The 12,863-nt window shown below is 66.3% G+C and carries 12 protein-coding genes; 7 read left to right on the top strand and 5 right to left on the bottom strand.

Annotation, left to right across the window (positions count from 1 at the left end):
* Positions 1-37: 37 nt before the first annotated feature.
* Positions 38-325: a hypothetical protein gene (locus GNX95_RS21110; RefSeq protein ID WP_163509121.1), complete on the bottom strand. Its 288-nt coding sequence runs from the start codon at positions 323-325 to the stop codon at positions 38-40.
* A 130-nt stretch (positions 326-455) separates the two neighbouring features.
* On the opposite strand from GNX95_RS21110, the gene GNX95_RS21105 reads away from it, so the two are divergent.
* The 4 genes from GNX95_RS21105 (at position 456) to GNX95_RS21090 (ending at position 3,248) form a co-directional block, all read left to right on the top strand.
* Entirely contained in the window at positions 456-1,319 is an 864-nt protein-coding gene (locus GNX95_RS21105; protein WP_163509120.1) for a Scr1 family TA system antitoxin-like transcriptional regulator, read from the top strand.
* Positions 1,316-1,510: a DUF397 domain-containing protein gene (locus GNX95_RS44360; protein ID WP_163509119.1), complete on the top strand. Its 195-nt coding sequence runs from the start codon at positions 1,316-1,318 to the stop codon at positions 1,508-1,510. The genes GNX95_RS21105 and GNX95_RS44360 overlap by 4 nt, the downstream gene beginning before the upstream one ends.
* Complete coding sequence (locus GNX95_RS21095) at positions 1,507-2,286, top strand: N-formylglutamate amidohydrolase (RefSeq protein ID WP_163509118.1); 780 nt, start codon at positions 1,507-1,509, stop codon at positions 2,284-2,286. Before GNX95_RS44360 ends, GNX95_RS21095 begins: the two co-directional genes overlap by 4 nt.
* Before the next feature lie 74 nt (positions 2,287-2,360).
* Entirely contained in the window at positions 2,361-3,248 is an 888-nt protein-coding gene (locus GNX95_RS21090; RefSeq protein ID WP_222853789.1) for an alkaline phosphatase family protein, read from the top strand.
* Here the strand turns inward: GNX95_RS21090 and GNX95_RS21085 are convergent.
* Both GNX95_RS21085 and GNX95_RS21080 read right to left on the bottom strand, forming a co-directional pair.
* Positions 3,241-4,227 (bottom strand): TolB family protein, encoded by a 987-nt coding sequence (locus GNX95_RS21085; RefSeq protein ID WP_163509117.1) that lies wholly within the window; start codon positions 4,225-4,227, stop codon positions 3,241-3,243. The two genes, GNX95_RS21090 and GNX95_RS21085, sit on opposite strands and share 8 nt — an antisense overlap.
* The gene (locus tag GNX95_RS21080) at positions 4,220-5,431 is read right to left on the bottom strand and encodes an MFS transporter (RefSeq protein ID WP_163509116.1); all 1,212 of its coding nucleotides are present in this window, start codon (positions 5,429-5,431) and stop codon (positions 4,220-4,222) included. The genes GNX95_RS21085 and GNX95_RS21080 overlap by 8 nt, the downstream gene beginning before the upstream one ends.
* 142 nt (positions 5,432-5,573) lie before the next feature.
* Between GNX95_RS21080 and GNX95_RS21075 the strand changes: the two genes are divergently transcribed.
* Complete coding sequence (locus GNX95_RS21075; protein ID WP_163509115.1) at positions 5,574-6,554, top strand: helix-turn-helix domain-containing protein; 981 nt, start codon at positions 5,574-5,576, stop codon at positions 6,552-6,554.
* A gap of 56 nt (positions 6,555-6,610) precedes the next feature.
* On the opposite strand, the gene GNX95_RS21070 is transcribed toward GNX95_RS21075, so the two are convergent.
* A complete protein-coding gene (locus GNX95_RS21070; RefSeq protein WP_163509114.1) occupies positions 6,611-10,264 on the bottom strand; it encodes a S8 family serine peptidase in 3,654 nt (1,217 codons plus the stop codon).
* A 108-nt stretch (positions 10,265-10,372) separates the two neighbouring features.
* On the opposite strand from GNX95_RS21070, the gene GNX95_RS21065 reads away from it, so the two are divergent.
* On the top strand, positions 10,373-10,981 hold the full coding sequence (locus GNX95_RS21065; protein ID WP_163509113.1) for an AAA family ATPase: 609 nt from the start codon (positions 10,373-10,375) through the stop codon (positions 10,979-10,981).
* Between the two features lie 69 nt (positions 10,982-11,050).
* Here the strand turns inward: GNX95_RS21065 and GNX95_RS21060 are convergent, their stop codons facing one another.
* Positions 11,051-11,680 carry a fasciclin domain-containing protein gene (locus GNX95_RS21060; RefSeq protein ID WP_187369667.1) on the bottom strand — a complete coding sequence of 210 codons (630 nt, stop codon included), beginning with the start codon at positions 11,678-11,680 and terminating at the stop codon, positions 11,051-11,053.
* Positions 11,681-11,996: 316 nt separating this feature from the next.
* Between GNX95_RS21060 and GNX95_RS21055 the strand changes: the two genes are divergently transcribed.
* Positions 11,997-12,734 (top strand): acetate uptake transporter family protein, encoded by a 738-nt coding sequence (locus GNX95_RS21055; RefSeq protein ID WP_222853788.1) that lies wholly within the window; start codon positions 11,997-11,999, stop codon positions 12,732-12,734.
* Positions 12,735-12,863 lie beyond the last annotated feature (129 nt).

The following is a 12,863-nucleotide window of genomic DNA, read 5'->3' as shown; positions in this document are numbered from 1 at the left end:
TGCGAACAACGCTACGTCGCAGCGCTAGTCGGACATTTCACCTCGCCATCGCCTGGCGGTTGTGCCACAGGAAGATGTCGAAGCGGTTGTCCTCGGCGAAATCCGGGACGTTCTCGTCGCGGGAATAGTGGTCGATCACGTCCTCGACGGCGCCGGCGGTCGTGTGCGTGAGGTCAGCGAGTTCCTCGATGTCCATGCCGCACTGCCAGCCGCGATACACGGTCAGCTTCTGCTCGGCATCGACGTCCTCGATGGCGCTGCCAAGTCCGACTATCCGGGCGCGCACATGCGCGATCAGTTCCTCGTTCGCGTCCCCGACGACCACGATCTCTCCTTAGGCTGGAACGACTGACTGGACGATAGCGAGGTTACGGTAACCAGTCAATAGCAGAGGGTACGTTCGTGACTACTCGGACGACCAGCTAGGCTGACTCGGTTGCAGACGGAAGGACGCCATGCCACCGGAATCGCCGACGGTTGCCAGCTGGGAGCTCAATTCGCGGCTCAAGCTGCGTCGCGTCGAACTCGGCATGGACGTCGACGTCATCTGCAAAGCGCTTCGATTCACCCGCAACTACTGGTCGGCGGTCGAGAACGACCGCAAGATCCTGGCCGCTGACAAGCTCGACCAACTGCTCGACGTGCTCGAGTTCGACAAGGACGAAAAGGCTGAGCTGAGCCAGCTGCGCGAAGTCGCGAAACGGCGTGGCTGGTGGATGAACTACTCAGCGCTGTTTGACGAATCGGTCCTGCGCTATTTCGGCCTTGAACACGGCGCACAAAGCATTCGCACCTACGAGAGCTTGCTCGTCCCAGGACTTCTCCAGACGCCGGAATATGCGTACGCCCTCATGTCCAAGAGCATCCGCGTACGCAAGATCGAAGCGCAGCAACGACTCGAGGTGCGGATGCGACGCCAGGAACGGCTGCGCGGACCTGACCCTCTACAACTTACCGCTGTCTTCAGCGAAGCCACACTACTGCAGCAAGTCGGCGGACCAGCGGTGCGCTATCAGCAACTCCAGCATCTCGCCAAGACGATCGAGGATCACCCGGACAACATTGAGGTTCGGATCGTTCCGTTCACGGCGACGACACACGAGCTCTTCGGCGCCTCGACGTTCCACTTGATTGACTTCGAAAGCTCTCAACTCGACACCCTTATCTGGCAGGAGATGTCATATATTTGGGGCATCATCAGCGACGAGCGGGCCATCCACAGAGCCTCACTCGTGTACGGTGAAGCTATGGAAACGAGTCTCAGCACCGCAGACTCGCTCGAGTTGATCAGAGTGCGACTCAAAGAACTGCGACCATGACTCTGAGTGCTTCAGGCACCGGATGGTTCAAGAGCAGTCACAGCGACGCAGCCGCAACCTGCATTGAGGTCCGGTTTGCCGGAGATGTTGTCGAGATCCGCGACACGAAAGCCAACGGCGTTGACGGCCAGCCGACGTTGACGGTCGACGCGCCGAGTTGGCGCGCGTTCATCGCGAAGATCGCTGGATGAGCTTCGAGATCCAGCCTGGTGCCACCGAATCACCGGTGGTCCTGCATGTGCCGCATGGGTCACGTGACATACCACCGCAGGCGCGCGAGCGGATCCTGCTGGACGACGACCAACTACGCCAGGAGCTGGACCTCATCACCGACTCGCACACCGGCCTGATCGCCAGCCGTGCGGCCGAAGACGCGCGCGTACGGCCATGGAGCTTCGTCAACACGCTCTCTCGTCTTGTCGTCGACCCAGAGCGTTTTCCTGACGAGCGCGAGGAAATGCGCGCCGTCGGCATGGCCGCCGTCTACCTGAGCACGTCACACCAGCGAAAACTGCGCAACGACGATCCTCGGCACACTGAAGACCTGCTGGCGCACCATTATCGGCCGTACGCAAAGGCCATGACCGACATCGTGGACGAGCGGCCGATCATCCTGGACGTGCACTCCTATCCGAGCCGGCCGCTGCCGTACGAGCTGCACGCGACCAGCAACCGCCCGGCGATCTGTCTCGGAGTGGACGACTTCCACACACCGGCATGGCTGCGTGAGGCGGCGGCAGAGGCGTTCGCGGCGGTCGGTGACGTCGACGTGAACACGCCGTTCAGCGGCGCGTACGTGCCGCTCAAGCACTATCGACAGAGCCAAAACGTGGCGTCGCTGATGATCGAGATTCGCCGCGACACCTACATGGCCGAGCCAGGTGGGGCGCCGCACGACGGCATCGACGCGGTCGTACGCGCGCTCACCAGGCTCATCGACGCCTGCCAATCCGCGCCACTGGCGTAGACCGGCCAACACGGCATGGCCGTACGCGGTACACCAAACGCGGACACATCCGTCTAACTCTTCAGGAGTCGGAGATGCGCGTTCCACACCTCACCGTGCTCCGCGCCGCCGCCGTCACCGCCGTCACCGTGGTCGCGGCCGCCGGCATGATCGCCGCGACCGGCCTCGCCGGTGGCGCGAGCAAGCCGGTCGCCCAGGTGCTGGCCGCCGTGCACCGCTATGACCACGTCGTGATCGTCATGCACGAAAACAAGAACTACCCCGACATCGCGTCCGGCTCGAAGGCACCTTATCTGAAGAGCCTGGCCAGCCAGGGCGCGCTGTTCACCCAGTCGTTTGGCATCACGCACCCGAGCCAGCCCAACTACATCGCGCTGTTTTCCGGCAGTACGCAGGGAGTCACCGGCGACACCTGCCCCAACACCTTCCGCGGTAAGGGAAACCTGTTTCAGCAGCTCGGCGCGGCGAGCCTGAGCTATCGCGGATATTCCGAGGATCTGCCCAGCGCCGGCTACACCGGCTGCTCGTCGAGCGACTACCGGCGCAAGCACGCGCCGTGGGTCAACTTCGACAACGTCACGCAGTCGATGCACGTGCCGTTTTCCTCGTTCCCCAGCGATTACACGAAACTGCCGACGCTGTCCTTCGTGATCCCCAACATGTGCAACGACATGCACGACTGCTCGATCGGCACCGGTGACACCTGGCAGAAAACCCATCTCGATGCGTACGCGCAGTGGGCAAAGACCCACAACAGCCTGCTGATCACCACCTTCGACGAGGACAACTTCACCTCGGTCAACCAGATCTACACCTCGTTCGTCGGCTCCAACATCAAGGTGGGCTCGTATTCCGAGCAGGTCGACCACTATCGGATCCTGCGTACGATCGAAGACATGTATGGCCTGCCGGCACTCGGAAACGCGGCCAGCCGCACCGCTATCACCGACGTTTTCAACTAGCGCCGAGGGCCGCGGGTGACTCGGCATTCGGGACGAGCACTCGCGGCCGACCGCTGCCGTCGGCCGGCACCGACCACACGTCGGCGTGCCGGCTGTCGCGGCGCAGGCCATACATGACCGTACGATCGTCCAGCCACGCGGCCTGATCGTCGACACTTCGGCTCTCTGCCAGCAAAGTTTCACGCATCGTCGCGAGGTCGAGGACAGCCAGCCGCCACGGCTTGGCTGGATCGGTCGACACGCGCTTCTTGAAGACCAGCCGTGTGCCGTCCGGTGACAGCGACGGACACTCGACGTTTTCGCGCAACGCGCGAAAAGTGTGCCGGGCGAAGTCGCCTTCGACCAGATAGTGTCTGCCTTTGGTGGCGGCGGTAGCATAGAACCGGTTGTCGTCCGAGGCGAACGTGACGCCCCAGTAGTTGAGGTCCGGCGACTGGTAGGGCCGGCCGTCGACCGTTAGCGTGAACGTTTCCAGCGTGCCGGCCAAAACGTTGGCCTTGGTGTCCAGGATTCCTGACCGGGTGGAAAACTGCGTGCTGCCGGTGTAGGAGTCGCCGGTGACGAAGGTCGTCCACGAGATCATCCGTCCGCTGGCCGACACCTTCGCCCTGCTCGGAATGCCGTTCATCGGAATGGCCCGCCGGGCCGCGGCATTTGGCCCCAGCACGGCGATCTCGTAGCCGCCGACATCCTCGGTGCTCGGCCGCAGGCAGACACCGGTGCCGTTGGCGGCATACACCCGCGCGCATCGATCGGCGGTGAAGGCACGCTGGGAGTACGGCGCCGACGCCTCGGCCAGGTGCCCGTACGACGGACCGTCCACAGTGGACCGGAAGACCAACCGCGGGCCGGTTTGCAGCGTCACGGCTCCAACCGCGCCGCCGGCCGCGCCGGATCGTGACGCGGCATAGATCGCATAACCGATGGCAGCCGCGGCGAGCGCGACCGTGGCCGCACCGGCAACCAGGACCTTATTCACTCGTACGCAACCACCAGACAGCCAGCGGCAGCGCGACCAGTACGCCTGCCGCCGCGAGTGCGCATGCCAAGCCAGCGCTGGAAAACTGCCACACCAGGCCGAAGGCGACCGACGACAGCAGATACGCCAGAGCCTGTCCGGTCTGCAGCAATGCCAAGCCGGTCGTACGCAGCGACGCCGGCAGCAACGGACCAGCCGCGGCCATCAGCACACCGTCGACGGCCGCGTAAAACGCGCCGTACAAAGCCAAAATCACGATCACCACGGCCAAGCCGCCACGTTGGAAGGCCAACAATCCATAGACGGCCAGCAAAGCCACATGGCCGCCGATGACGACCCGCCAGCGACCGAACCGGTCGGCGAGGATGCCAAGCGGTGTCGCGAAAACCAGGAAGGCGATGTTGGTCCCGACCGCGAGCAACGGAAACCACACGACCGGCAGGTCCTGCCAGCGCTGCACGATCAGATAGACGAAGCCGTCGCCGACGGTGACCAGGCCGAGCAGCACGGCCGCATACGTGAGCCGGCGAAACCGCCGATCGCGCAGCAGGCCGAGCATTTCGCGTGGCGGCGCCGCCGGCTGGTCGGCGGCCGAGCGGTCGTCGCGTACGAACAGACCGAGCAGCACCACGCCGAGCACAGCGACGCACAGGCTGGTGACCAGCACCGAGTCGAAGGCCTGACCGGTCGCGGCCAGCACGCCGAGCGCGACCAGCGGTCCGATGAACGCGCCGACGCTGTCGAGCGTGCGGTGCAGGCCAAACGCGCGGCCGAGCGCGGCCGGGTCGGCGGACGCGGTGATCAGCGCGTCGCGCGGGGCCGTACGCACACCTTTACCGATCCGGTCGGCGGCGATCGCGGCGCCGATGCCGAGCGCCGAGCCGCCGGCGGCGAGCAGGCCGAGCTTGGCGACCGCTGACAGTCCGTAACCGGCGCCGGCGATGTACTTCCGCGCGCGCCAGCGGTCGGCGGTGTAGCCACCGAGCAGCCTGGTCAGCGCGGTGACGCCGGTGTAGAGACCGTCCATAAGGCCGTACTGCGCGACGGACAGGCTCAGGCCGATGACCAGATACGCGGGCAGGACCGCGGTGACCATCTCCGCTGACACGTCCGTGACCAGGCTGACCAGGCCGAGGGCCCACACGTTCGGACCGATCGCGCGGCCGAGGCCGGCGGCGCGCGGACGTACCGAGGACAGGTACACGCCGGATTCGTACCGTATCGCGCGGGTCCGCGGTGACCAGCCAACGCCACTGGCATGAAGTCGACATCGCGGCGCGGAGAACGGTCACCAAACAGTCGCAAACGGACCATCCGCACGGCATCGACCAGGCATGATGTGAGCGATGTCGGACGAGCTGACCGAGCACCTGCGGCGCCTGGGGCTGGACGCCGGCCAGACGCGGGTCTACGCACGGTTACTGACCACCGCGCCGGCGACGCCGGCCGAGCTCATTGACGCGACCGGCCTGCCGGAGGCGCAGGTGCGGCAGGCGCTGCACGAGCTGGCGCGCACCGGCCTCGTACGCGCGCTCGAGGACGACTCGTTCGTGCCGCTGCAGCCGGCGGTCGGAGTCGGCCGGCTGGCGCTCGAGCGAGAGGCCGAGTTGCGGGCGGCGCAGGCCGCGGCGCTCAACGCCTACCACGCATTTCGGCGTACGGTCTGGACGCAGGCGACCGACGACGTCGTCGAGGTGGTCACCGGCAAGCCGGCGATCCTGCCGCGCAGCGACCTGGCGGAGAGCTCGGCGACCGAGGAGATCCGGCGTTTCGACACGCCGCCGTACCACCGGCCGGACGCGACCAGCAACCCGATCGAGCTGGAAAACCTCGGCCGAGGCGTACGCTATCGGGTCGTCTACGCACGTGCGTCGGTCGAACGTCGGGAATATTACGAGGAAAACATCCGGCCGTGTGTGTCGGCCGGCGAGCAGGCACGCGTTTTGCCGGCCGTACCGGTGAAGATGACGATCGTCGACCGGCGGCTCGCGTTGGTTTCCTTGCCGGCCACCGAAGCCGCGGTCAACAACGCCGTACTCGTCGTCCATCCGTCGAGCCTGCTGCTCGCCTTGGAGGGGTTGTTCGAGCTGGCCTGGCGGTCGTCTTTTCCGATGCACGTCACCGAAAGCGCGCCGTCGCCGTTGCGGCCGGCAGAGCGCCGGCTGTTGGCGCTGCTCGGTGCCGGCCTGACCGACGACAACATCGCCGAGCTGCTCGGGGTCAGCCGGCGTACGCTCACGCGGCGGCTGGAGCACCTGATGTCGATGGCCGGCACGACCAGCCGCTTCCAGCTCGCCCTGCACGCCAGCCGCAACGGCTGGCTGTAGAAAGTCGCATGGCCACCATGCTTGCGTTGGATGCAAGCATGGTGGCCATGCGGTCGTCAGCGCACCTCGTACGCGCGCAGGATGGTCTCGTCGACGGAGTTGCCGGCCGTGTCGGTGGCCTTCACCCGCAACGACACGAAACCGCCGGATTTCCCGCCGATGACCGGCAGGAACCAGGTCGAGCCGACGCCGTGAGCGGCCTCGGACTTCCAGGTTTTGCCGTCATCCAGGGAAACCCAGGCCTGCACCGAGGCCACCGCGGACGAGCCCGAGCCGGCTTGGCGGCCGATGGTGAGCGGCACGACCGTGGTCGCCGGCACGCGGTTCTGGCCGTCCGCCTGCGGCGCATAGCGTACGTCCAGCAGTGGCAACGGTTTCTTGGCCGCACCGTCCACATGGGACGAACGGAACGTCCAGGTTGCCGAGACGTCGCTGGACAGCGGCACGCCGGGCAGCGGCGGTGCCGGCTGATGCGCGGACAGCTGGTAGGTGGCGTCGCCGGGCGGTACGGTCCACTCGCCGTTGCCGACGCACCGGATGTCTCCGCTCACCGGCTGACCATCGCGCAGCAGCTTCGTGTTTTCCGGCGCACCGCGATAACATCCGCCCCCCTGCAGATCCGCACCCGACTCGGTCAGCAACGGCAGAGCGACCGCGATCGTGTCGGCATTGCGATAGGCAAACGGCTCGCCGTTGCCGAGCGGGTCGGCGGTCGAGACCCGCGGCGCGTACACCGCGGAGTTCCACGTCTCGTCCGGATTGTGACCGACTCGATAGGTGCGACCCTGCGTGCTGGCGAAACCGTACGAACCGTTGACGGTGTCGAAGAAATCACCCGTGGAGGCCTCCTTCAGCCAATTGACCGGACCTGGCGTCACATACTGGTCCTGAGTCGATGGCAGCGCGACTCGCGGAGTCCGCGTGGTCGCGAAGCCGGTGCCAACTCTGACAAAGTACGGGGCCATGCCGTGCGAGGTGCCGGCGGTGCCGGTCTGTCGATAGGTGGCACGTGTGTGCGCCAGCTGCCGGCGGTCGACCTGCCGCGGCTTGCCGTCCGGAAATCCGCCGGTGTCCTGGAAAAGCAGGTCATAGCGATAGGGACTGGAGGCGACCGTGTCCAGGTTGACCTTGGTCGGGCCGTTCTTCAGCGCGGCCAGCAACGGCTGCAACGCACTGGATTCCACGTGATATCCAGGAATGCTGATGGCACCGTAAGCTGGCGGCAGGAAATACTCGCCGATGATGACACCTACGCCACCGGCCTGAGCGACCGCGTCTGGCACCAGCCCTGGGTCGTTGTCGGTCGGCACCGCGACCACGATCTTGCCCTTGACGTCCACTTTGGACAGATCCGCCGGCGAGCCGGTGCCACCATCGACCAGCGTCGGCGTGCTGACGCCGGTCCCGCGTTTGGACGTGGCAAGGTAACCCAAAGCGAGCTTGCCGGCGCCAAACCCGGTCACCAAGGCGTCCGGCCGGGTCAGCGAGCTCAGGTCGTAGGTCTGGTAGTCGCTGGCGCGGTGGCCGGTCGAGCCGGTGTACCACGGAATGCCGGCGTCGCCGTTGAAACCGTAGTTGACCGGTCCCTTGCCGGACATGAACCAGCCGAGCTGCCGCGCCCCGGTGGCGTCCGGCTGATCGACCTTGATCGGTGCCGCTTTTGCCGTACGCGCGTCGAAAGTCAGCGACACGTCCTTGCCGAGGTCCACATCGGACGCCGACATGACCGTCATCGCGGTGACGGCGTCGCCAGCAAGCTGCGCACCGGAATAGCTGACCGCGAGCTTTCCGGCGTCGAGCCGGAGTTTGGCCACTCCGTTGGCGTCGAACCCGGCCGTGGTGACCGCTTTGGTCGCCCGGTTGTAAACGTCCACGCCGCCATAGATGTTTGGCTTGCCGTCACGGCCAACGGAGGTGACGGTCAGGTTGTATCTCTCCGTCTCGTTGTACGCGCCGACCGCGGTGCGTACGACCGTGTCGCCGGCGGTCGCGATGATCCAGCCGCTTCGCTGGCCGAGCGCGGCCTTGGCCGGATCGAAGGTCGCCTCGACGGCCGCCGTACCGTGCGCAGGCACCGTCACGCTGTTGGCCGACAACGAAAATCCGGCGGCCAGCGTGTGCGTCAGGGCGAGCGTGACCGGACTGTCGCCGTCGTTCGCGTACGTCACCGTCTTGACGCCCGGCTTCTGTCCGGTGTGCGGCCACTGGAAAATGCCGTATGACAGGCTGCCGGTGCCGGTGACCTTCTGCCGGAAGGCACGCGCCACGTCCACTCGTCCGGCCCCCTGCTGGAGAGCCGTCGCGCCGTCGAGCTGCTTCGAGGTCGACATCAGCGCGGCCCTCAGCTGGTCGGCCTTCCAGGTCGGATGTTCCTGCGCCAGGATCGCGGCCGAGCCGGCGACGTGCGGCGTCGCCATCGACGTGCCGGACAGCCGCGTGTAGTTGTCGCCGACCGGCTCACCGATGGAGGTGCCGGCCGCGCGCGCGGCCACGATTGCCACGCCTGGCGCGGAAATATCCGGCTTGGTGGCATAGTCGTTCAGCCGCGGCCCGGGGTTGGAGAAGGCCGCGTACTGGTCCTGTTTCGTCACCGCGGCCACCGCGAGTGCCGCGTCGGCAGCCGCCGGCGAGCCGACCTGCACGCCATATTCTCCGTTGTTTCCGGACGCGGCAACGAAAAGCGCGCCGGACTGCGCGGTGAGTGTGTTGACCGCCTGCGAGATCGGGTCGGTGCCGTCGCTGGCATCCTCGGTGCCCAGGCTCATGCTGACGACCCGGGCGTGCTGCTCGACGGCCCACTGCATGCCGGCGACGATCCATGACTCGTCGCCATAGCCGTCGTCGGCCAACACCTTGCCGATCAACAGTTTCGCGCCTGGTGCGACACCTTTGTATTTTCCGCCGGAGGCCGCGCCACTGCCGGCGACCGTGGACGCGACGTGCGTGCCATGGCCAAACTTGTCGTCCGTGCCGCTCGCCGAGCCGGAGAAGTCCTTGCTCGCGGCCACCGCGGTCGCGAAGTCCGGATGTTTCGCGTCCAGGCCGGTGTCCAGCACCGCCACCGGCACGTCTTTGCCGTCATAGCCGGCTTTCCACGCCTCCGGCGCGCCGATCTGCGGCACGCTCTGGTCGAGCGAGGCCTTCGTACGACCGTCCAGCCACAGTTTCCGGATGCCGGACGCCAGCGTTTTCGGTCCGCCGCGTACGTTTTTCCAGAACGAGCCGGCGGTGGCCTTCCGCGCGCGGCTGACCGTGATCCCCATCCGCGGATACGCGGCCGCGACCTGGCTGCCAGCTACCGCCGCGGTTCTCGCACCGGCCGCACCGGTCTCGATCAGCGGAATGTCGCCGCGATGCGCGTCGTCGTATCCGTCTCTGGCCAGCAAACTGACGTTGAACAACCGGCTGTCCAACCGGCCGGCGGCCAGCAACGGGACGGCGTCCATCGGCATCACCGACGTGTCGCCGTTGACCGTACGGATCTGGAAAGCCATCCTGGACCGGCCAGGTCCCGGGATGGCCTCGGCCGCCTGTTTTCCGTCCGGAAAGCTGGTCAGCCGCACTTTGTCGCCGGTGACCAGCGTTATCAGACTGCCGTGGTCGCGCGGCCCGGCCGTGGGCGCCGGCGGCGCCGCCTCCACCGGGATCGCGACCAACGGTCCGGCCGCCAGCGCGAGTGCGACAAATACGGCCAGGAGTGGTCTTCGCATGCCATCCCCATTCTTTTTGGGTTCTGCCATGTGTCAGTACGCCGCAGACGGCCGGTAAGTTGTCCCCTGTTGAGGTTTTGGCCGCTTTCGGCCAGGTAATCTGGCGGTGTGCTGGACCATGTGTACTGGATTGGCGGCGGCAGCGGTGGCGGCAAGTCGACCGTCGCGCGACGGCTGGCGGACGCGTACGACCTGCGGCTTTATGTCACCGACGAGGTGATGGGCGAGCACGCGCGGCGCAGCACACCGGCGGATTCCCCGCAGCTGAGCCGGTTTCTGGCCATGGACATGGACCAACGCTGGCTGGACCGCACACCAGAGGTGATGCTGGAGACCTTTCACTGGTTTCGCGGCGAGGGTTTCGGCTTCATCGTGGACGATCTGCGCGCGATGCCGCGGCCGGTGATCGCCGAAGGTTTACGGCTGCTGCCACATTTGGTGCGCCCGCTGCTCAGCGATCCACGCCACGCCGTATGGCTGCTGCCGACCGCCGACTTTCGCCGAGCCGCCTTCGCCAGTCGCGGCGACCTGTGGAAAATCGCTGGCCGGACAAGCGATCCGGAGCGTGCGTTGCGGAATCTGCTGGCGCGCGACCGGATGTTCACCGACCGGCTGCGCGAGCAGACGAAAGGCCTGCAGGTCATCGAGGTCGACCCGCGGATGACCGAGGACGAGCTGGTCAACCGGGTGGCGAGGTTGTTCGGTCTGGCCGGCTGACGATTTATGCCAGGCCGCGGACATGGGTGTGCGCCGCGACCGGCGGCCGCGGCGTACGCATCCGTTTTCCTATTTCGGCATCAGAACGCTGTCGATGATGTAAACGGTCGCGTTGGCCGTCTGCACGTTGCCACAGATGACATGCGCGTCACCGTTGACGGTGAAGTCGGTGCCGCTGCCGGCGATGTCCAGCGTGCCTTTCTCGACCGTCGTCTGCGTGCCGGCCAACTGCTCCGGCGTCAGCTTCTTTCCGGCGACCACGTGATAGGTGAGGATCTTGGTCAGCGTTGCCTTGTCGGCCAACACCTTGTTGAGCTGGTCGGCCGGGATTTTCTTGAAGGCGTCGTTGGACGGCGCGAAAACCGTCGCGGCCGGCAGGCTGTTCAGCGTGTCGACCAGGCCGGCTTTCTTCACCGCGGTGACCAACGTGGACAGCACGGGATTCGCCGAGGCGGCGTTCGCCACCGACGCGGTGGACATCCCCTGGAAACTCCCTGGGCCGTCCTTCGGCACCGCGCCGCACGCAGGGCCGAAGTTTTCGCCGGCCGGTTGAGCCGCGGCGCTGCTGGCCGCACCACCGCTCGGAGCCGCCGAGCTGGCGCCGGTCGTGCCGGACGACGAGCCGCATGCCGTCATCGCCAGCGCGAGCACACCTGCAGCAGCCGCAACACCGGCGCGTACGAACGTGTTGGTATTCAAGAAATCCACCTTCTCTGTGCTGGCCGACGAGGACGTCAGCTCGGTCCGATGCCATACGTTCGGAGCACCACGCCAAACGGTTCATCGCCGACCGGAGAAAAGGCCAAACATATTCGGATACCCGGCCCTCACGCCGGTACAACGCCGTCCCGGTGTCCGGATCGACACCTGCGATTCGCCACCTACAGGCCTACTGTTGCACTAGGCAACAAATTGTCGCCCGCGCGGACGACGCACCTACGCATGGAGGTGGCGTCTGGGGGGTTCATCGCGGAAAGAGAGGACACGGAAAGCGAAAATCAGAGAAGGAATGATCATGTCCCACGTCGTCGACACGCAACGAACGGCCGAGGGGCCACCGGATTTCGGTTTCTGGCGTGAGCACACGCAGATCTCACTGAGCCCGCTCGCCGCGCCGTCCATCCTCGGCCTGTACGGTTTCGCCGCCTCGACCTTCATCGTCGCCGGCAACCTGGCCGGATGGTTCGGCGACAACGCGACGACGCCGCTCATCCTGTTTCCGTTTGCCTTCGCCTTCGGCGGCATCGCACAGCCGCTCGCGGCGATGTGGGCCTATCGCGCCAGGGACGCGCTGGCCACCGGAATCCACGGCACCTGGGGATCGTTCTGGATCGGATACGGCATCTACCAGCTGATGATCGGACCGCGCGTGGCGCCCGCGCCGACCGCCAGTCCGGCCGCTCAGGCGGCCTTCGGTTTCTGGTTCGCCGTGCTCGCCGCGATCACCTGGGTCGGTGTTTTGGCCTCACTCGGGGAAAACCTGGCCACCGCGGCGGTGTTGCTGACACTCGCGGCCGGCTCGACGTTGCTGGCGATCGGCATGATCGTGCCGGTCGCACCGCTGGTCACCGTCGGCGCCATCGTCCTGGTCGCGTCGGCCTGCCTGGCCTGGTACACCGCCAGCGCGATGGTGCTGGACGGCACGTACAAACGTGTGGGGTGCTGCCGCCGGGAAAGCTCGGCCCCCATCCCGACAAACCGGGGACCGTGCCGCTGGCGCCGATCGAGTACGACCTCGGCGAGCCAGGGGTGAAACTCGGACAGTGAGCTGTCCGGATCCCGACCGCCGCCTGCGAGCCCCCTTCAGGCGGCGGTTTTCGCTATCGCGCAGGCGTACGCGCGTTTGCCGGCCGTAACGCCTCGACTGTTTCCGGCGGCTGAT

This window comes from Fodinicola acaciae, from assembly GCF_010993745.1.
Taxonomy (GTDB): Bacteria; Actinomycetota; Actinomycetes; order Mycobacteriales; family HKI-0501; genus Fodinicola; species Fodinicola acaciae.
This window is presented reverse-complemented; position numbering and strand designations above follow the sequence as displayed.

Bases quoted from the DNA above. Each gene is read 5' to 3' on its own strand.
- GNX95_RS21105 (WP_163509120.1), top strand. From the start codon at position 456: ATGCCACCGGAATCGCCGACGGTTGCCAGCTGGGAGCTCAATTCGCGG.
- GNX95_RS44360 (WP_163509119.1), top strand. From the start codon at position 1,316: ATGACTCTGAGTGCTTCAGGCACCGGATGGTTCAAGAGCAGTCACAGC.
- GNX95_RS21095 (WP_163509118.1), top strand. From the start codon at position 1,507: ATGAGCTTCGAGATCCAGCCTGGTGCCACCGAATCACCGGTGGTCCTG.
- GNX95_RS21090 (WP_222853789.1), top strand. From the start codon at position 2,361: ATGCGCGTTCCACACCTCACCGTGCTCCGCGCCGCCGCCGTCACCGCC.
- GNX95_RS21075 (WP_163509115.1), top strand. From the start codon at position 5,574: ATGTCGGACGAGCTGACCGAGCACCTGCGGCGCCTGGGGCTGGACGCC.
- GNX95_RS21070 (WP_163509114.1), bottom strand. From the start codon at position 10,264: ATGCGAAGACCACTCCTGGCCGTATTTGTCGCACTCGCGCTGGCGGCC.
- GNX95_RS21055 (WP_222853788.1), top strand. From the start codon at position 11,997: ATGTCCCACGTCGTCGACACGCAACGAACGGCCGAGGGGCCACCGGAT.